The organism is Acidilobus saccharovorans 345-15 (assembly GCF_000144915.1).
Lineage (GTDB): Archaea > Thermoproteota > Thermoprotei_A > Sulfolobales > Acidilobaceae > Acidilobus > Acidilobus saccharovorans.
In genome coordinates, this window is the sequence record NC_014374.1 from 1,465,931 (window position 1) to 1,483,714 (window position 17,784).

At 62.3% G+C, this 17,784-nt stretch carries 19 protein-coding genes; 8 read left to right on the forward strand and 11 right to left on the reverse strand.

All coding sequences use genetic code 11. From position 1 onward, the window contains the following. The first annotated feature begins 1 nt into the window (after position 1). Together ASAC_RS07480 and ASAC_RS07485 are read left to right on the forward strand one after the other, a co-directional pair. Positions 2-766 carry an SDR family oxidoreductase gene (locus ASAC_RS07480; RefSeq protein WP_013267395.1) on the forward strand — a complete coding sequence of 255 codons (765 nt, stop codon included), beginning with the start codon at positions 2-4 and terminating at the stop codon, positions 764-766. A 95-nt stretch (positions 767-861) separates the two neighbouring features. Further along, complete coding sequence (locus ASAC_RS07485; protein WP_013267396.1) at positions 862-1,896, forward strand: DUF1152 domain-containing protein; 1,035 nt, start codon at positions 862-864, stop codon at positions 1,894-1,896. Here ASAC_RS07485 and ASAC_RS07490 read toward each other — a convergent pair. Further along, on the reverse strand, positions 1,886-2,245 hold the full coding sequence (locus ASAC_RS07490) for a hypothetical protein (protein ID WP_048812904.1): 360 nt from the start codon (positions 2,243-2,245) through the stop codon (positions 1,886-1,888). The genes ASAC_RS07485 and ASAC_RS07490 overlap by 11 nt on opposite strands. Positions 2,246-2,420: 175 nt before the next feature. Here ASAC_RS07490 and ASAC_RS07495 point away from each other — a divergent pair, with 175 nt between their 5' ends. Then, a complete protein-coding gene (locus ASAC_RS07495; RefSeq protein ID WP_013267398.1) occupies positions 2,421-2,591 on the forward strand; it encodes a ribbon-helix-helix protein, CopG family in 171 nt (56 codons plus the stop codon). 83 nt (positions 2,592-2,674) lie between these two features. After that, complete coding sequence (locus ASAC_RS07500; protein WP_013267399.1) at positions 2,675-3,190, forward strand: hypothetical protein; 516 nt, start codon at positions 2,675-2,677, stop codon at positions 3,188-3,190. On the opposite strand, the gene ASAC_RS07505 is transcribed toward ASAC_RS07500, so the two are convergent. From ASAC_RS07505 to ASAC_RS07520, 4 genes are read right to left on the reverse strand one after another with little or no spacing between them, the layout of a single operon-like run. Further along, positions 3,169-3,918 carry a PEP/pyruvate-binding domain-containing protein gene (locus tag ASAC_RS07505; protein WP_013267400.1) on the reverse strand — a complete coding sequence of 250 codons (750 nt, stop codon included), beginning with the start codon at positions 3,916-3,918 and terminating at the stop codon, positions 3,169-3,171. The genes ASAC_RS07500 and ASAC_RS07505 overlap by 22 nt on opposite strands. Continuing rightward, on the reverse strand, positions 3,918-5,216 hold the full coding sequence (gene hisS / locus ASAC_RS07510) for a histidine--tRNA ligase (protein ID WP_013267401.1): 1,299 nt from the start codon (positions 5,214-5,216) through the stop codon (positions 3,918-3,920). The genes ASAC_RS07505 and hisS overlap by 1 nt, the downstream gene beginning before the upstream one ends. A 34-nt stretch (positions 5,217-5,250) precedes the next feature. Beyond that, positions 5,251-6,021: a CBS domain-containing protein gene (locus ASAC_RS07515; RefSeq protein WP_013267402.1), complete on the reverse strand. Its 771-nt coding sequence runs from the start codon at positions 6,019-6,021 to the stop codon at positions 5,251-5,253. Further along, on the reverse strand, positions 6,018-7,034 hold the full coding sequence (locus ASAC_RS07520; RefSeq protein ID WP_013267403.1) for an alcohol dehydrogenase catalytic domain-containing protein: 1,017 nt from the start codon (positions 7,032-7,034) through the stop codon (positions 6,018-6,020). The genes ASAC_RS07515 and ASAC_RS07520 overlap by 4 nt, the downstream gene beginning before the upstream one ends. A 106-nt stretch (positions 7,035-7,140) precedes the next feature. Here ASAC_RS07520 and ASAC_RS07525 point away from each other — a divergent pair, with 106 nt between their 5' ends. Beyond that, positions 7,141-8,619, forward strand: coding sequence for a dihydropteroate synthase-like protein (locus ASAC_RS07525; RefSeq protein WP_013267404.1), 1,479 nt, complete (start codon positions 7,141-7,143; stop codon positions 8,617-8,619). Positions 8,620-8,631: 12 nt separating this feature from the next. Here ASAC_RS07525 and ASAC_RS07530 read toward each other — a convergent pair whose 3' ends face one another. The 3 genes from ASAC_RS07530 to ASAC_RS07540 all read right to left on the reverse strand — a co-directional run bounded on the left by ASAC_RS07530 (position 8,632) and on the right by ASAC_RS07540 (position 11,382). Beyond that, positions 8,632-10,164: a cytochrome b N-terminal domain-containing protein gene (locus ASAC_RS07530; protein ID WP_013267405.1), complete on the reverse strand. Its 1,533-nt coding sequence runs from the start codon at positions 10,162-10,164 to the stop codon at positions 8,632-8,634. Between the two features lie 283 nt (positions 10,165-10,447). After that, positions 10,448-10,909: a vitamin K epoxide reductase family protein gene (locus ASAC_RS07535; protein ID WP_013267406.1), complete on the reverse strand. Its 462-nt coding sequence runs from the start codon at positions 10,907-10,909 to the stop codon at positions 10,448-10,450. Then, positions 10,906-11,382 carry an aminoacyl-tRNA deacylase gene (locus ASAC_RS07540; protein WP_013267407.1) on the reverse strand — a complete coding sequence of 159 codons (477 nt, stop codon included), beginning with the start codon at positions 11,380-11,382 and terminating at the stop codon, positions 10,906-10,908. Before ASAC_RS07540 ends, ASAC_RS07535 begins: the two co-directional genes overlap by 4 nt. Positions 11,383-11,524: 142 nt before the next feature. Here ASAC_RS07540 and ASAC_RS07545 point away from each other — a divergent pair, with 142 nt between their 5' ends. Next, positions 11,525-11,860 (forward strand): hypothetical protein, encoded by a 336-nt coding sequence (locus tag ASAC_RS07545; protein WP_048812905.1) that lies wholly within the window; start codon positions 11,525-11,527, stop codon positions 11,858-11,860. On the opposite strand, the gene ASAC_RS07550 is transcribed toward ASAC_RS07545, so the two are convergent. Next, the gene (locus ASAC_RS07550) at positions 11,857-12,087 is read right to left on the reverse strand and encodes a MoaD/ThiS family protein (RefSeq protein WP_013267409.1); all 231 of its coding nucleotides are present in this window, start codon (positions 12,085-12,087) and stop codon (positions 11,857-11,859) included. The two genes, ASAC_RS07545 and ASAC_RS07550, sit on opposite strands and share 4 nt — an antisense overlap. A 110-nt stretch (positions 12,088-12,197) precedes the next feature. Here ASAC_RS07550 and ASAC_RS07555 point away from each other — a divergent pair, with 110 nt between their 5' ends. Then, on the forward strand, positions 12,198-12,893 hold the full coding sequence (locus ASAC_RS07555) for a creatininase family protein (RefSeq protein WP_013267410.1): 696 nt from the start codon (positions 12,198-12,200) through the stop codon (positions 12,891-12,893). A gap of 491 nt (positions 12,894-13,384) precedes the next feature. Here ASAC_RS07555 and ASAC_RS07560 read toward each other — a convergent pair whose 3' ends face one another. After that, the gene (locus ASAC_RS07560; RefSeq protein ID WP_048812906.1) at positions 13,385-14,005 is read right to left on the reverse strand and encodes a 2,3-bisphosphoglycerate-dependent phosphoglycerate mutase; all 621 of its coding nucleotides are present in this window, start codon (positions 14,003-14,005) and stop codon (positions 13,385-13,387) included. Between the two features lie 459 nt (positions 14,006-14,464). Here ASAC_RS07560 and ASAC_RS07570 point away from each other — a divergent pair, with 459 nt between their 5' ends. Further along, positions 14,465-15,055 (forward strand): DUF973 family protein, encoded by a 591-nt coding sequence (locus tag ASAC_RS07570; RefSeq protein WP_013267413.1) that lies wholly within the window; start codon positions 14,465-14,467, stop codon positions 15,053-15,055. Positions 15,056-15,376: 321 nt separating this feature from the next. On the opposite strand, the gene ASAC_RS07575 is transcribed toward ASAC_RS07570, so the two are convergent. Then, positions 15,377-17,404: an APC family permease gene (locus tag ASAC_RS07575; protein ID WP_238523608.1), complete on the reverse strand. Its 2,028-nt coding sequence runs from the start codon at positions 17,402-17,404 to the stop codon at positions 15,377-15,379. Positions 17,405-17,784: the final 380 nt, after the last annotated feature.

A 17,784-nucleotide genomic window follows, 5' to 3' on the forward strand; every position in this document is an offset into this window, starting at 1 on the left:
GTTGAGCTGCAACGCAATAGTCACAGGGGCCAGCAGGGGCATAGGCCTCGAGGCGGCCAGGGCCCTGGCCTCGAGGGGCTGCGACGAGCTCCTGGTCGCAAGGGACAGGGCGGGGCTCGAGGAGGCCTCCAGGGAGCTGTCATCGAAGTACGGGGTTAAGGCCATACCAAGGCCCGCCGACATGACGTCAAGGGAGTCGGAGGCCATAGTTGACGAGGCCAGGTCCCTCCTGGGCGACATAGACGTGGCATTTGTGAGCTACGGCAACCCCCCGTGCGAGCCCTGCGAGCCCGCCGACGCCAGCTGGGACGACTGGCAGTACGCCGCCTCCATGTACCTCGTGTTCCCCGCCAGGCTCCTGGGGAGGCTTGCCAGGGTCAACGGGAGGAAGGCCACAGTGATACTGGTCTCCAGCTTCTCCTCCAGGTCGCCCATGTGGCCCACCGGGGTAAGCGACGTCGTGAGGGCCGGCCTCCCGGCCATGGCGAAGCTCTTCTCAAGGGCCTACCCGGGGTCGCTCAGGGTCATAGTCCTTGAGCTGGGCAGCTTCAGGACCCCCGGGGCTGAGAGGCTCATAGGTGAGCTCGCGAGGAGGGAGGGCGTGAGCGCCGAGGACTACTGGTCAAGGGTCGCCTCCATGTCGCCCCTGAGGAGGCTCGGGAGGCCGGAGGAGCTGAGGGAGCTCATAGCGTGGCTCGCCTTCTCGCCCGAGTACCTCACCGGCGTCACCGTGCTCTTCGACGGGGCCACGCTGCAGTCCCTCTAGCCACGATATGGATTCCCGTTACATGAGGAATCCATATCATAGGGCCCTGGTGGAGCCTTTTAAGAGCAAGGGCACAGGCCTCGCTGGGGCCTAGGTTGAAGTTCAAGAGCCTTGAGGAGGCTGTGGCCAACAGGAAGGTCCTGGTGCTCGGCATAGGCGGAGGGGGAGACGCCGCTGGGGCCCTCTACCTCTACCAGAAGGTCAGGAGGTTCGGCGGGAGGCCAATACTAGGCTCAGTGGTCTGGGAGAGGTACGCCATAGACCCCTACCCAGGGCCCATACCGCTTGAGGCCATGGTGGACGTCGACATACTCGGGGACTCCGCCGCCCTGGTCAGCGGGAGCTCATATGCAGTAAGGTTTGGGAGGCAGCTCAGGCCCCAGATAGTCAGGGCCGCCGAGCTCCTGGGCGAGAAGGCCCTCTTCGTCGACATAAGCAAGGGGAGCGAGGGGGTTAGGAGGGCCCTTGAGGCAGCCAGGGACCAGCTCGGGGTTGAGCTCGTCATAGGGGTTGACGTGGGAGGGGACGCGCTCGCCCTCGGGTGCGAGGAGAACCTCTGGAGCCCGCTGGCCGACTCCGTCTCGCTGGCCGGCCTCGGCTCGGCCGGCGTCGACTCCCTCATAGCTGTGCACGGCCCGGGCGCTGACGGGGAGCTCTCGACGGACCAGGTGCTCTCCTACATAGCTGACGTGGCCGCCCAGGGAGGCCTGCTGGGCATATACGGCATAAACGAGGAGGAGGCGGAGCTGCTCGACAGGGCAACTAAGGCCATCGAGACTGAGGCCTCCCTGATGCCCCTGCTGGCCTTCAGGGGAAGGAGGGGGGACCAGAGGATAAGGGGAGGCACGAGGACCGTCAGGCTCTCGCCCGTCCTGGCCACCACCTACGTTATGGATGCGCTGACCGTCTACAACAGGAGCCCGCTGGCCAGGGCCGTCTCAGGCACCATGGGGATCTCGCAAGCCAGGCAGATACTCAACTCCATGTGCATCTACACTGAGCTTGACCTTGAGTACGACCTCTTTAACATGAGGGGCTCCACCAGCTCCAGGCCCATGAGCCTCGAGGACATCAGGAGGGAGGGCATAGGAAGGCTCGTGAGGCAGGGCTGCAGGCCGGTTAAGTGTTGACGCTCTCCTGCTCAACGCCAAGCGCCTTCTTAGCCTTGACCTCCCCTATCAGGTCCTCAAGGGCGTCAAGCCTCTGGAGTATGTAGTCAAGCGCCTCCTCCAGCTGCCTGTACCTGCCCTCCATCATGGTCACCTTGAGCTTCAGGTCCCTCTCAACCTTGTCAAGCCTGTTCGACAGGTTGGCGACCATCACCTCTGAGGCGCCCTCCTGCCTGGCAGCGAGGCCGCCCTGCAGGCCCATCTTTATGTAGAGCTTTATCAGGTCCGTTATCTGTATGCCTATCTCGTCGCTCTTCTCCTTCAGCTGCTTGTACATGGCGTCGCTCAGCGACAGGTGCACTGTGGGCACTGCTGTCTCCCCGTTGTAAGAGGAGTACTGCAGGAGGCCTAATATACTCTTATGTTACATAGAGTCCTATTGCAGGTTTCCTCTTGTAGTCCGAGAGGGACTTTCAATAAAGCCTCCAGTAGTACTGCAGTAGTATCGGAGCCCTGTTGGAGGGTGAAGACAGGAGGTGGAACGCATGAAGGTGCTCAGCTTCAAGCTCGAGGACGACCTCCTCGAGCTCCTTGAGGAGTACTCAAGGAAGAGGAACATACCCAAGTCCGAGGTCATAAGGAGGGCCCTGAGGCAGTACATAAGCGCGGACAGGGACAGGCCCTACGTGGGTAAGTACATAAAGATCTACACGTGAGCCCTGAGCCCCTTTAGTCCCGGCCCCTCCTCCTTGTGATTGAAGGTTAAGAGCTAGGCCTCAGCCAGCTTCCTGGGGAGAAAGTGTCGCTGGAGTACGGCGGCTTTGAGGTCATAGGCGCGGAGGACGTGCACAGGGACATGCTGGAGAGGGCCAGGCACATTCAGAGGCCCGACGTCAGCCAGGCCATTAAGGAGAAGCAGGAGGTGATCATGGCCACCAGCAGGTGGTCCCCGAGGGAGGTCAGGGTCGGGTCCGAGATGCCGAAGCTTGAGGCCAGGCTGAGCAGGGCCTCAGCCCTCATAATAGTCATGCCTCCCAGGCACACGATGCTCGCAGTTGAGGCAAGCAAGGAGATGGAGGACCTGCTCGAGTGGGCCGAGGGCGCGGAGGGCAAGGCGATATTAGTCTACTACTCGAGGAAGGGCGCCATGACCACGGCCGCCTACCTCTACCTGGGCAACGTGATGGAGGAGGCTGACGTGGGCATACTCTTTGTCAACGGCCCGCCATCGGAGGTGGCCGAGGTCTTCAGCACCCTCGAGTCGAGGGGAGAGTACACCCCGGCCGAGGGGGGCTACATAGACATAAACTTCTGACGGGGCAGCGGCCTGGCCCCCAGGGCCCAGGGGCCTGAGCTGTAGGCCCACTCGAGCTCCAACGGCCCTCCGACGGCCTCCTCAGCCCTCAAAGCATACGAGGCTACCTCCCTGGCCTCCTCGTCGCTCAGGGACTGCGTCCAGGGGTCGGCCATGGGGATGGCCACGACCCCCCTGCCTGGCACGTACCGCCTCGCGCTGGCCTTCCTCATGACCCTCCTCTCCACAAGCCTCAGGGAGAGGTCAAAGGTGAAGCTGTCGTGCGGGGAGCCGACGCTCATGAACTCGTCCCCGAGGCCCGGCACCGCCTCAACTATCAGCCTCCTGAACCAGGTTATCGGGCTGACCGTGTAGGCCGCCCCAGAAGCCTTGGGGGAGGCCACCAGGCTCTGGACTATTATCATGCTCCCCGCGGCGGCCGGCGTTACCTCTGCGGCCCTTGAGATGAGCCAGGTCGCCAGGTATGGCACGTCCTCCGGCCCCTCCGCGACCCTGAGGCCTATGGCAGAGAGGGCGAACTCCGCCAGCCCCACCTCGGGAGGGCTTATCCTCACAGCCGCCGGGAAGGAGCAGCCAGAGGAGGAGCAGGCCTCCTCGACGGCCCTCGGGGTCACCTCGCTGACGCTCATGACGAACCCTGGGGGCACCCTGAGGCCAGCGTCGATGAGGAGCCTGAGCCTGTAGGCCTTGACGCCGCCTGACCTGGTGGCATCGCTCAGGGGCATCATCAGCTCAGCAGCCTCTCCAGGGCCTGCCTCGCCTCCTCAAGCCTTACGGTGAGCCTCTCGCCCTTGGATGGCGAGTACAGGGTCACCGAGCCGGAGGCCTCCTCCTGGGGGCCGACGAAAGCCACGACAGGGACGCCCAGCTTTAGCGCCCTCCTCCTCTGCTCGTCCTGCCCCGACCTGTTGAGGTCAACCCTCACGCTGAAGCCCCAGGACCTGAGGACGTCCGCCACCCTCCAGGCGTAGGCGTAGCTCTCGGGCCTCACGTTGACAACCATGACCTGGGTGTAGGTCCTCCTGTCGGCCCTGAAGAGCCCGACCTCCAGGCCAGCGTCTATCAGCCTGTCTATGCCTATGCTCGCGCCGGTAGCAGGGACCTCCCTCTTGGCGAACAGAGATATCAGGTTGTCGTACCTGCCTCCCCCGGCCACGCTGCCTATCCTGGGCCTGTCAAGCACGACCTCAAGTATCGGCCCGGTGTAGTAGTCAAGGCCCCTCACGAGCGACATGCTGAACTCCAGGGCCTGGGGCCTCCTGACCAGCTGGGCCACCTGCCTCAGGTGCTCCACCCCCTTCATGAGCGTGGCGTTGGAGCCGTGCTCCCTGGAGAGCCTGTCCAGCGAGTCCGCCACGTCGCCCTTAATTGAGATGACCTCCATCACCTTGGAGGCGGCCGGGGCGCCCAGGAGCCTCTCAAGCTCGGCCCTGACCCCCTCCTCGCCCACCTTGTCGAGCTTGTCTATAATCCTGTAGACGGCCAGCGGGTCCTTAAGGGAGAGCTCCTCCTCGAATATGCCCGCCAGTATCCTCCTGTCGTTTATGAGAACCCTGAAGCCCGACCCAACCCCAAGGGCGTCCAGGGCGTCAACTATGACGTTTATGATCTCGGCGTCGGCCTCTGGGTAGGGGCTCCCGACCACGTCAACGTCTGCCTGGTAGAACTCCCTGTACCTGCCCCTCTGGGGCTCGTCGTGCCTCCACACTGGGGCTATCTGGTACCTCTTGAACGGCATCGGTATCTCCGGGTGGGACGCTATGTACCTAGCAAGGGGCACCGTGAGGTCATACCTGAGGGCGTACTCCCTGTCGCTCCAGGGGTCCTTGAACCTCCATATGAGCCTGCCCTCCGCCTCCTCGCCGTACTTGCCCGCCAGGACCTCCCAGCTCTCAACGGCCGGGGTCTCGAGCGGGTCGAAGCCGTACCTCCTGTAGACGGCCTCCACCCTGCCCATTAGCTCCTTCCTTAGTATCGCTAGGTCGGGCGGTATGTCCCTGAAGCCCCTCGGGGGCCTGAGGTCCAAGCGCTTCCCCAGGCGGCTGGGGAGAGGCTATAACTTAAGCCTTAGCCCTGGAGGCCAGCCACCTGGTCAGGCTTATGTCGTCTATGCCCCCGCACGGCCTGGGGCCGCAGAAGACGACGGCCACGTCGGAGCCCAGGGACTCCATCACGTCAGCTGCCTCGCCCACCGTGGCGCCCTCGTCTATGTAGGCCGCGGGCGACATGGGCAGGTCCTCCACCTTGGCCGACATGGCCTGGCCCCCGGCGGAGGCGTAGGCCTGGAGCACGTCCCTCACGGTGACTATTCCCAGGAAGCTGTCGCCGTCAACAATTAGGACGCCGCTCGTCCCCCTGGAGCTTATCACCGAGGCAGCCTCGAGCAGCGTGGCCCCCGGGTCGAGCACGGGGTAGTCGGGGACCAGCGCCTCGTGGAGCGAGGCAGACCCGGCGGCGCCGTAGGGCAGGTATGAGACCACGTCGTGGGTCGTCAGTATTCCCTGGGGCGAGCCCTCGGGGCCCACCAGCACGGCCGTGACGTCCCTTGAGGCCATAACCTTCGCCGCCTCGATCACGGGCGTGGTGGGCTCCACGTAGACGGGCACGTCAAGGCCTGCCCTGGACAGGGGCCTCGAGGAGGGGTCAGTGCCCGTGGCCAGCATCCTTATCAGGTGGAAGGCGCTGAAGACGCCTATGGCCCTGCCCTCCTCCGTGACGAGGAGCCTCCTTACGTTGTGGGACACCATGTACTCCGCCGCGTCCTTCACGCTGGTCTCCGAGGACACCGAGAGCACGGGCCTCGAGGCGACCTCTATGACGTTCTCGCTCACTCCTCACCCACCAGCATTATTCTTCCGTCCCTCTCCCTCGAGAAGAGGAGCCTTAAAGCGTCCTTGGCCTGCGACATTGGCAGCTTCCTCCAGACCTTGACCTTCAGGAGTCCTCTCGAGGCCATGTCTATGAGCTTAGCCATCTCGGCCCTGGTGCCCCCGGTCGTCCCTATGACCCTCACCTCCCTGTTGTAGAGCTCTGGCACCGAGAAGGTCACGGTCTCGCCCCTCAGGGCACCGAATATGGCCAGCCTCCCCCTCCTGTCCAGGAGCTTCATGCTCACCGGCAGGGTGGGGGTGCCTATGGCGTCTATCACTACATCAGCCAGCTTGCCGCCGGTCATCTTGATGAGGGCGTCGTAGCTCTGCTCCACCGGGGCCACGGCGTCGGCCCCGAGCTCCAGGGGCCACTTCTTGGTGCTCACGGCCAGGACCCTGGCGCCCATGATCTTTGCAAGCTGGAGGGCGAACTGGCCGGTGTTGCCCGAGGCGCCCACTATTGCCACCACGTCGCCAGGCCCCACGCCGGCCTCGAGGAGGGCGTGGAAGGAGGTTAGAGCCGCCACCGGCAGCGACGCGGCCAGGTCCCAGGGCACGTTGTCGGGCAGCCTGAACAGGTTGGCCTCGTTAACCACTGCCTTCTCCGCGAAGCCCCCGTGGGTTATCATCCCAACTATGCCGCCGAACCTGCAGAGGTGCTCGTGGCCGCCCATGCACATGTCGCACCTGCCGCAGAAGACCCTGGGGTACACGACGACCCTGTCCCCCGGCCTGAAGTCCTTTACCCCGGGGCCCACCTCCTCCACGATGCCCGCGAACTCGGCCCCAGGGATGTGGGGCATGGGCTCAACCCTCCTCATGCCGCTCACGACAAAGTAGTCAACTGGGTTGACGCCGGCCTCGACCACCTTCACCACGACCTGGCCGTAGCCCGGCCTGGGGTCGTCGAAGTCAACGTAGCTGAGCGAGTCTACGCCGAAGGCCTTCATCAGGTTGGCCTTCAACAGGACCACCGTGGTTATATGTAAGGGAATGTATAAAAGCTTAAGCTTGAGCCGCTCGCCTTAAAAACTAACTATTTAAATTCCTGGATACCGTGTCCAGGTATTGGGAACGCGGTTGAGGTTCGGCATCATAACCAGCAGGCCCGCCGAGCCAGTGGTCAGGGAGGTGCTGCAGGAGGGGGGACTTAAGGACTTCGTCATAGTCGCGCTCCCGGTGCCCGCAATATCGCTCCTTACGACTACCGCCATAGCCTCGGTGCTCAGCTCCAGGAGGGACCTCCTCTCGGGCCTCTCGGACGTCGACGTGGTCGTGCTGCCTGGCACTGTGAGGGGGGACGCCTCCGAGGTCGCCAAGGTCACGGGGAAGCCCGCCTTCAAGGGCCCCAGGAGCCTCGGGGAGCTGCCGGTCACGCTGAAGTACGTGAGCCAGGGGGCCAGGCTTGACACCGTTAAGGCTGCCGACGAGGTGCTGGGCTCCCTGGCGCCCAGCATAAGCTACGAGGAGGCCTTCAGGATAGGCCAGGTCCCTGTGCCGAGGAGGGGGCCCCCAGTGCTGCTCTTCTCCGAGGTGGACCCCAGGGCCCAGGACTTCACGGCGACCGCGAGGAGGTACGCAGGCGAGGGAGCTCAGGTCATAGTGGTTGGGGCCGAGGACGGCATGAGCCTCGGGGAGCTTCGCCGCAGGGTCAGGGAGGCCAAGGGGCTCGGGCTCCCAGTTATAGCAGAGGCGCCATCGAGGGCCTACGCCGAGGAGGCCATAGCCGCCGGGGCCGACGGGCTCAGCGTGGCCGACTACCAGGTCCTCGAGCTCGAGGACCTGCTGTCCAAGGACCTGGCGCTCCTGGTGGGCGGTGACAGCCTAGACAGGCTCAGGGACGTTGAGAGGGAGCTGGCGGGGAGGGCGAAGCTCATAGTTGACCCCTCCCTGGCCGTTCCCCCGCTGGGCCTGTCGCAGAGCGTGGAGAGGTACCTCAGGGCCTCCAGGGAGCTGTCGTCGCCGCTCCTCTTCTCAGCGGCTAACGTCACCGAGGAGGTTGAGGCCGACACGGCGGGGGTGCACGCGGTCCTGGCCCTGATGGCCGTCGAGGTCAGGGCCTCCGCGTACCTTGTTGTTGAGGAGACCTACAAGTCAGTGCACGGCACCTCCGAGGCCAGGGAGGCCATAAGGCTGGCCGAGAGCGCCTACGCCGCCAGGGCCAGCGAGAGGGGCATGTTCAGCAGGCTCCTGGTGCTAAAGCAGGACTACCCGCCCCCTCCGCAGCCCCAGGAGGAGGTCAGCGCTGAGCCGGTGGGCTACGTGGAGCCGCAGGTCTCGGCCAGCGAGTACGTCAGGGTATCAGCCGACCCGGCGAGGGGGGTGATGAGGGTCACGCTCTACAGGGACGGCAGGGCCGTCGGGAGCCTCGAGGGGTCCCACGCGCTCAGCCTCGCCAGGGCCCTGGTCAGGAGGTTTAACGTGAGCGCGGAGCACGCGGCCTACATAGGCTACGAGCTCAGCAAGGCGGAGCTCTCGCTTAAGCTGGGCAGGACATACGTCCAGGACGAGCCCATCATAGTGACGCCCTGGGAGAAAAACGGGAACTCGCACTGCTGAAAAAACTGGAAGTCACTTGCCCTTCCTGGCCTCCTGCCCCCTCATCTCAGGTATCGTGTACCTGTTCCAGAATATCTTGTAGAGCCTCAGGTAGTCCGGCAGGTTCCTCAGCCCGGGTATCCAGGGCAGGAACAGCACTATGAGGAAGAACACCATGGCTATTGATGCGTTGTAGAGCGTGTGCCACCAAGGTATGTGGTCGCCCCAGGCCTCGAGGGCGTCGTAGGGGGCCAGCCAGTAGCTGCCTATCTGCCACGGCTCAACGTTGAACTTCGTCATTCCCATGAAGTACTCGTGCAGGTGGTACTTGAAGCCCTCTATGGTGTGCATGAGGCCCGTGTCGGCTATCAGCCTTATCTCATACAGCTGGTCCAGGCTGCTGTGGTCCCAGGTCTCCTGGCTCAGGGCCCCGTCGTAGAGGCCAGACTGGGCCATCACGGTCAGCTGGGCCGCCACGACCTCTATCGGGTTTGACGTGTTGTGGAGGGCGGCGGTTATGGAGCCGTTGTCACTGAAGTAGTTGTAGGCCGCGTTGAGCTGCTCAAGCTGCACTGACGGCGGCTCGGCCTGGAACTCGGCGAGGTAGTTGGTTCCGTCGGTGGAGTTTATGAGCATCTCGTAGGGCTTCACCACGTAGACCTCCCTCGTGTTGACGTAGGTTATGTTGTCCCACCTGAAAGAGTACGGGTTTATGAAGCCGAATATCGAGAACTTCTGGTAGGTCGCGGTCCCCGAGGTGTAGTTGTACTCCTGCAGCAGCGTGGCGGCGAAGAGGTCCGGGTAGTGCTGGGCCGCCCACTGGGCGTCAAGGGCTGGTATGAACGGGTAGGCCCAGAGGGGCCCAAGTATGAGGCCAAGGGCTATAACTATGACCACGAGGACGCCCGCCCCTATGAACATCTTCCTGTGGTCGGCCTTAACCACGGAGTACCTTATCTCCGGCCTGTGCGGCTTGCTGAGCCCCCTCCTCCAGGCGAGCATGAAGTGGGCCCCGGCCAGGAGCATGAGTATGCCTGGCACAACTATGGCGTGCCAGCCCAGGACGGCCCCGAAGTTCTCTGGGTTGACGAACCAGCCGAGGCCGAGGGCGTTCCAGAGGCCGGCGCCGCTTTTGTCGTTGTACTGTGCCACTATGTTGTTGTTAAGCCCTATGCCGAAGGCGTACTGTATGAGCACCAGGAGCAGCATTATGGTCCCGAGGACCCACATGTCCTTCCTCTTCTCGTAGGCCTTGGTGGAGAAGTTGACGAACATGTGGACGAACAGCAACGTCACCAGTATTTCAGCGGCCCAGAAGTGTATCTGGCTAACGTACATGCCCGCGACGCTGTAGTTCCACCAGTAGGGGCCGAAGAACATCATTATCGCGCCGGTGACGGCCAGCACTATGGCAAGCACCAGCAGGTAGAACCCTATCTGGAACCAGAAGCTGTTGCCATACGAGGGCACCGTCTCTATGTAGAACATGTGAAATATGTCGCTCAGGTCCTTGAATATGTCCCTGAACTTCGAGCCCCTCTCGCCAGGCTCCTGTTTACTTCCCACAGAATTTTCACCTCGTCCAAGGGGACTAACGTCTGGGGCTGTGTATGTACAAGTCTTTTTAAGCGTTGGTATTGATTTGACAGATGCTTAAAACGTGGACATACACGTTTATGATATCGGATACTAGATGTAAAGCGTTACTGCCAGAAAAGGCTGCCAGGGACCGCCCGTGACGCGCTTACGTAACCCTAAAAAGCGTAATTTACCTCGGGGCCAACCATAGCCTGGGATGAGCGGGCCGACATAGGCCGAGGAAACGATGAGGAGGGGTTGATTGGGCGACCTAGAGGGGCCCGGAGCCCTTAAGCTCTGCGGCCGCGACTACCGCGTTGGCTATCAGCATCACATGCATTGTGGTGCAGTAGACGCAGATGGCGTGTATCCTGAAGAGCTCAAGGTAGACCAGGTACGGCACGAAGGAGACGCCGAGGAACCTCCAGGCCGCCTGGGCGACCCTCAGGGCCCTCGGGAGCCCCGTGGCTATTGTCAATGCTGAGAGCGCCAGGTCCGCCGAGAACCACGCTATCGCGAGCTCGTCAAGGCTGAAGCTGTAGACCCTCGAGTAGCCGCTCGAGAGCACGTCGAGGCAGTTCACTGCAACGCCGGAGACCCTGACCGGGTATGTGCAGGCCAGCGGGGCCGACCTGTGGAGGTAGAAGCTGTTGTAGACCTCCAGGGCCGCCGCCAGGCCCACGGCTGAGAAGGCCAGCAGGAGGAGGGCCGCGGCTAAGGTCCTCTGCCTCACTGCGAGACGTCCGCGACTATCGGCCTGAGCGCCCTTAAAAGATCTCTTACTGACACGTTGGCCAGGGCGTTCATCGAGCCTCCCCCGGTCCAGACCCTCTCCTTGGAGGCTATGCTCCCGTCCACTATAACCTTCAGGCCCCTTATGCACTCCGAGAGCGGCGTGAGCCCTCCTGGCATCAGGCCTGTGAGCTCCTCTATCTCGTCGGGCGACGCCATCCTTATCTTCGAGGCCTTGGTCAGCTCCGAGAGCTTCCTGTAGTCAAGCTTTCTGTCCCCCGGCAGCAGGACCGCCATGGGCCTCCCGTCCACTATGAGGAGCAGGGTCTTCACTATGTCGCTCGGCGGCGCCCCCGCGGCCCTGGCCGCGGCCTCGACAGTCTCAACGCTCTCCTCGAACTCGACAATCTTGGCGTCAACTCCGTACCTCCTTATGAAGTCGCTGGGCGAGTCCACGCAGGCCAGGGTGCTCACCGGAGCTTATAGTGGAGCGCGACACTTTTAGCCTAAGCACTCACGAGGGGCGGGGGGCCGCCTTGAGCCTCATAGCCTGGGGATCACTCTTGTTAGCCCTGGCGGCCCTGGCCATATCCCTGTACAGGGCGGTGAGGTCCCGTTGGAGTGGTCGCTCTGCGCGAGCTCAACGGTGAGCGTGGCCATGAGGCTGGAGAGCATGGGCTACGGCCTCCACGGCCACGACGTTGAGGTCACCGCCTGCTACTGCTACGGGGAGGGGGAGGCCAGGGACGACCTGGAGGCCATAGGGGCCGCCCTCGACTCCGCGCTGAGCAGGGCCAACAGGAGGCCCCTCTGGGAGGTCACGGGGAGGGAGGGGACGCTGGAGGACCTTCTAGAGTACGTGGCCAGGTCGCTCTCGGCCTCGGGCCTGAGGGGGAGGCTCTGCTACCTCAGGGCCAGGGTGCCAGGCAGGGAGGTGGAGCTCAGGCTCTAGCCGCCGCCGGTCTCGGGCAGCAGCACAACCGTGCTCCCCGGCCTGACCGGGGTGTCGGGCTCAGCTCCCTTGCCGTCCACCAGGAGCACGTAGTCGGACCTCCTCAGCTTCCTTATGACCGGGGCGATGTCCTCTACCTTGGCCTCGCCGTTGACCTCCACTTGGGCCTCATTGGTGCCGGCAAGGTCGGCCAGGAAGCCCAGGTACTTGACCCTGACCTTGCCCATCCTCCCCTTCCCCTGATAGCTGATGCCCAGGGGGCTCTAACGCTTTAGCACTTACCTCCCAGGGCCTCATTGTAATATACCGTCCAGGCACAACCACGTCGGTGAGCGGCTTGTACAGGCTCGAGGAGCTCAGCTCCGCCCAGGCCAGGGAGCTCATGTCAAGGGAGGACGCGATAGTTATCATACCGGTGGGCAGCGTTGAGCAGCACTGCGAGGGCCCCCTGGGCACAGACCTCATGATAGCCCAGGGCGTCGCGGAGGCGGCGTGCGAGAGGGTGAGCGGGCCCTGCGTCCTCGCTCCCCCCATAGCTTACGGCTTCTCCGCCGAGTGGTCCCTGGCCCCGGGCACGGTGTCCCTCTCGCTCCAGGCCCTCCAGCTGCTCCTCAGGGACGTCATAACGTCGCTGGTGAGGTCCGGGGCCAGAAACGTGGTCATAGTGAACGGTCACTACGGCAACTCCCCGGCGGTCGAGGCTGCCCTCAGGGACATGATGCCCTCCCTGCCGCCCGAGGTCGCGGTGGTGCAGGTCAACTACTGGGAGGCCCTGGAGCTCGACGTGGGCCATGCCAGCGACGCCGAGGCTGAGGTCATGAAGGCCCTGGGCTACAGCGTTGACTTCGGCAGGTGCGAGTGCCTCCAGGGCTCGCCGAGGGGCGCGAAGGTCTACGTGAGGCCGGGCGAGGGGCCCGCCACGCTTAGGTCCCCCGCCAGGGGGCTCACCAGGGACTTCATAGGGTCGGCCGTGGCTGAGGCCATAGAGGCCGCCCTGGGGGCAGCCAGGGGCTCAAGGAGGCCCCTGCCGTAGGCCCTTGGCCTTGTTGGCCACTGTCCGCTGAGGGTGGTCAGGCACGTCAGGGCCGCAGTTGTAGATGCTTATGACTGCTCTCATTTCTTCGCTTTTTCTATAGAAGCCCTGAGAAGAAGCTGTGGAGCTCGGTCAAGAAGATGGCCACAACAGCCCAACATGCATAGACAACACTAGGATAACCGTGGCTAGGAGCCAGTTTGATACTCCAGCAATTATCCTAGTCCTTTCACTGGTCTCCATTAGGCTAGTCTTGGGCCCACCTGGCCAGCCCCACGTAGCTGGCACTGCTAACTCATAGATAGACCATGCCGGAGAGGTCAAGCTGGCCCTTTGACTGATCCTGCTGCGGGGTCCCCAAGTCTAAGGCGTGTTCTGTATGGATAGGGAAAACTCAGGCTTCCACTGTAAGTATAGGCCTTGCTTGACCGTAGAGCCCTTATGTTTACTTAGGATTGCGCGATGAGTAACTATATGAATAACTACATTAGCTACCTTAAAACGCTCTTAGATCTTATCTTCAGCATATGGGCCTCTTGGTCCCAGTAGACATCATAAACTATGGGTTGGCCTGTTGGTATCTCCAGCTGAGGTACTTTATCCTCAGGTACGTCCTCAAGGTACATTATTATTGACCTTAGGCTGTTGCCGTGCGCTACCACTAAGACGTTCTTGCCATTAACAAGGTCCAACAGTATAGTATTCTTGAAGAACGGCACTGTCCTCCTCTGAGTGTCCTCTAGGCTCTCCCCGTTGGGAGGCCTTGCTCTGAAACTCCTCCTCCATAGCCTGACCTGCTCTTCTCCATATGTCTTGGCTATCTCATCCTTGTTTAGGCCTTGCAAGTCTCCGTAATGTCTTTCATTTAAGTGCTCGTCTTTAATTACTGGCACGCGATAGCCCATGGCTAGCATCACCAGCTCCAGGGTCTCAATAGCTCTCTCCAACCTGCTCGTGTAGGCCACATCAAACCTATAACCTCTTAGAAGAAGCCCAGCCCTGATGGCCTCCTCCCTGCCCTTGTCGGTTAGTGGTACGTCAACCCAGCCAGTGAACCTGTTCTCCCTGTTCCACAGCGACTCCCCATGCCTTAACAGGCACAACGTAGGCACGCGGTTCGCCCCTACTCTAGTCATAATCAGAAAAGAAAGCCTTAAGCCCGTGACGTCGAAGAACTCACTTGAGTTTCTCGAGCTTCTTTGCTTCCTCTGCTGCCTAACCTATAGTCTAATTGCTGCTGTCGTTCCCCACTGATCGCTGGCCAGGCCGAAGCCCTCCAGACTATAAAAAGTCGCTAAGGGGCGCGCCAGCCTTAGCGGGAGGGCTTTGATAATGGCGTCTCCAGACAACTTCGCCATCTTGATAATGAAATGAGTGGGAAAAGGGAAGTAAAATAATAGAATCAAGGTAGTCCTTTGTCTCAGGAGGCCCCGCGTGGCGTAGCCGTCCCTCACGTATCATATGACCAGCGCCTCCCCTAACACGCCCTTCAGCTGGCCGAGGCCGCGCGGGGCCAAGGCGAGGGTCAGCATATATACCTGGCCGAACCCATGTACATGAGTTGACGGCTTATGAGCCAAGGTTACGCCAAGGCTGCCGCGGAGCAGCTGAAGGAGGGGTCCCTCTGGGCCTTCATATCCCTGCTGCTGGCTGCGATAGGGGCGGGGATCCCCGTCGTGGGCTTCCTCGTCACGGGCGTCGGGGCCTACCTCTTCCTGACAAGGTCCAGGGGGAGCCTCGAGGCCTCCCTGAGGGACCTCCGCTCCTCAGGCCTCAGCCAGTACGACGGCTCCGGCTGGGTCAGGTACGTTCCGTATGCCCTTGGGGCCGTGGCGCTCGGGGAGCTGATAATGGCGGCCGCCGCGCTGATGGCTTTGGCCTCCATCCCGGGGCCCGGCGCCCTGATAGCTGTAATCGTTGTCAGGGAGCTCGGCTATGCCGTGGCGGCCCTGGGCTGGGTCGGCGTGCTCCTGGCCTCCATATTCCCCGGCCTTGAGGTCTATGACGTCGGCAGCAGGCTCAACGACGACCTCCTGAGGGTGGCCGGGATATTGATAATAGTCCCCTTCGCGGACGTGGTGGGCTGGATAATTACCTTCGTGGAGGCCGACCCCCTTGCCCAGAGGCTCGGAGGGGGAGGCCAGCAGCCGGGGCCCTCGTGAGGCCGCGGCCTGCCAAGGTCGCCTGAGAATCAGGCCAAGCCCTGGGCTGAACCATTTCTCATGCTAACAGAAACCCTTTTTGTATCTGTTTACAAAACAAAATATTGACAAAGGATGAGCTCCCGCCAGCGTGGGCTGTGCCCAGAAGGGCGGGCGAGGGCCGCCGCGGTGATATGCGAGCCCCGCGCCGCTGAGCTCGGCAGGTGGCCGAGGGCAGTCCCTACACTCGATCACGAGTGAACGTAAAATGACCGAGGTGAAAGCGCAGGGACGAACGGAAATAAAAAAGACCAAGTTAAGGCCTAGGCCGCCCTTCAGGTCTCAGGAGCCCTTTCCTCCCCCGTCGGCCTGCACTGGGGCGACGCCGAGCTCCCTCAGCACGGCGTCGAGGTCCCTGGTGAAGATGCCGCTGTACACCGAGTAGAAGAACAGGGCCAGGGCCACCAGGGCGGTCACCACGGTGTCCCACGGGAACGGTATTATAGGCGACGTGAAGGGGCCGTACTGGCCGAGCCAGGAGAGCGTGTAGGCGCCGAACAGCACGGCGAGCACCCAGTAGCCAGCGTTGGTGTGGGCCCTGCCCTCCTCGTTCATCTCCCCCTTGAGCCACTCCGTGAGCCCAACGGCCGCGCCCAGGTTTACCACCACGAAGCCCACCAGGGAGCCGACGGTCCTGGCGTCGACGGGCACCGGGGCCACGGACATGACGTTCCTCCACACCAGGAAGTACGTGGTGGCCGCCAGTATTGCCCAGAATACCACGCCCGCCGCAACGCCGTGGGCCCTGCTGACGCCGAACCTGGACGGGGCGACCATCATGTAGTAGAGGCTCACGCCGACAAGTATGAAGGTCGCCGCCAGCCAGAGCACCGAGAACGTGGACCAGTAAACTATCAGGAAGGAGGCTATGAACGCTATGGCAGCTATCACCCAGGCGACCCTGTCGCTCCCCACCCTGAAGGGCCTCGGCATGTTGGGAACCGTCCTCCTGAGCACCATGAGGGCGGAGCCGCCAATTATGTAGGTCAGCACCGTGGTCAGCGATATGAAGCTGACCATGAGGGCCCAGCCGGAGTAGGGCACCATGAACAGGGCCCCGAGCAGCCACGAGGTTATCAGGGCTATCCACGGTATCCTGTACTTGTTGAGCCTAAGGAACCACTCGGGCAGCACCCCGTCTGCAGCCATGCCGTAGAGCACCCTGGTCGTGGTGCCCTCGTATATCCAGCCGGTGCCGCTTGGCGAGACGACGGCGTCAATGAGCAGTATGAAGGCCCAGCCAAGCAGTATGCCGATGCCGCTCACCGCCAGCAGCTCGTAGAAGGGCCCTGAGGATAGCACGGTGTAGCCGAGGCCCTGCCAGTTGCCGGGCGAGAGCTGGACCACCTTGTAGACCGTGGTCCCGTTCGGGTAGGTGTAGGTCAGGTTCATCTGGTACCTGGACCAGTCTATGCCTCCCACGAAGGAGACCTGCAGGAGCACGTAGAGCACTATGGCTATTATGAAGCCGAGTATCGTGCCGAGGGGCACGTCCCTCTGCGGGTTCTTGGCCTCGCCGGCGTACTCAAGGCCCTGCCTGAAGCCAAGGTAGGCGAACACTATGCCTGTTGTGGGCAGCGCGAAGAACACCGGGGCCCAGCCGTAGGGGGCGAAGCCGTGGGCCGGGGAGAACGAGTAGGTCTTGTTGCCAACCGTTATGTTTCCGCCCGAGTAAGCCAGCGAGGCGAAGTTGGCCGGGTGGAAAATGAGGACAAGTATCAGTATGACTGTGGCGAACGGTATGACCAGCTTCCACCAGCCGGCCCCGTGGGTCACGGCGCCCAGCAGCCTGACGCCGAACCAGTTGAGCAGGAAGAACGCTGTGAGGAAGGCGAAGGCTATGGCGAAGCCCACGCCGGTGAGCAGGGTCACCGTGACGCCGGCCACTGTAGTTGAGTAGGTCAGCGGGGGCCACTTGGAGGGCCACCAGGTGGAGAGGTAGGTCACAGCCGCCTCAGCCTCTGCTGGGGCCACTGTCACGGCGCTCAGGAAGTAGGCCCAGCCGAGCAGGGTCGAGGCGAAGCTCCCGTGGCTGTACTGCGGGTACCTGACTATCGCGCCGGTCTTAGGTATAGCGCCCGAGAGCTCGGCGAAGGCGAGGGCCACGAAGAGCAGGAGCACGCCCGCTATAATCCATGACGTTATGGCGGCCGGGCCTGCCATGGCGGCCGCGTAGAAGGAGCCGAAGAGCCAGCCGCTGCCTATTATGGCGCCGAGCACCAGGAACATTATCTCGAGGAGCCCTAGGGCCTTCCTCAGCTCCCTGTCGCTCGCCTGCGCCTTCTCTATGTAGGAGTTCGAGCTGCCCACCAGGATCACCTCATGTATATCGGAGTTACAACAAATAGTGGGAAAAATAAAAATTTTACCTGTAATTAAACCGCCTAAGTTCCCACTTTCTATTATTAGGAAGCATGAGGGCCCAGGAGGCCGAGCTAAGCCGTGGTGAGCGCCTAGCGCGGCCCTCAGCCCCAGGCCCTTTATCAGCCGGCAGGGCTGCTGAGCACGTAGACCAGGCCTCCTCGCTCAGGAGCTAAAGCCGTCGGTCGGGCCGCGGGGTCGGCCGGGCGAGATCGGGCAGGGCACGTGCTCCAGGATTTGAGCCATTTTCATAGCGAGCTGACTTTCAGCGCAGCAAGTTACCTAAGTACAGCTCTTTACTGAAAACAAAAATAAAAAAAGTGAAGAAA

What these genes read in the sequence shown, in the direction of transcription:
- ASAC_RS07495 (WP_013267398.1), top strand. Translation starts at nt 2,421, where the DNA reads ATGAAGGTGCTCAGCTTCAAGCTCGAGGACGACCTCCTCGAGCTCCTT.
- ASAC_RS07505 (WP_013267400.1), bottom strand. Translation starts at nt 3,918, where the DNA reads ATGATGCCCCTGAGCGATGCCACCAGGTCAGGCGGCGTCAAGGCCTAC.
- ASAC_RS07570 (WP_013267413.1), top strand. Translation starts at nt 14,465, where the DNA reads ATGAGCCAAGGTTACGCCAAGGCTGCCGCGGAGCAGCTGAAGGAGGGG.
- ASAC_RS07550 (WP_013267409.1), bottom strand. Translation starts at nt 12,087, where the DNA reads ATGGGCAAGGTCAGGGTCAAGTACCTGGGCTTCCTGGCCGACCTTGCC.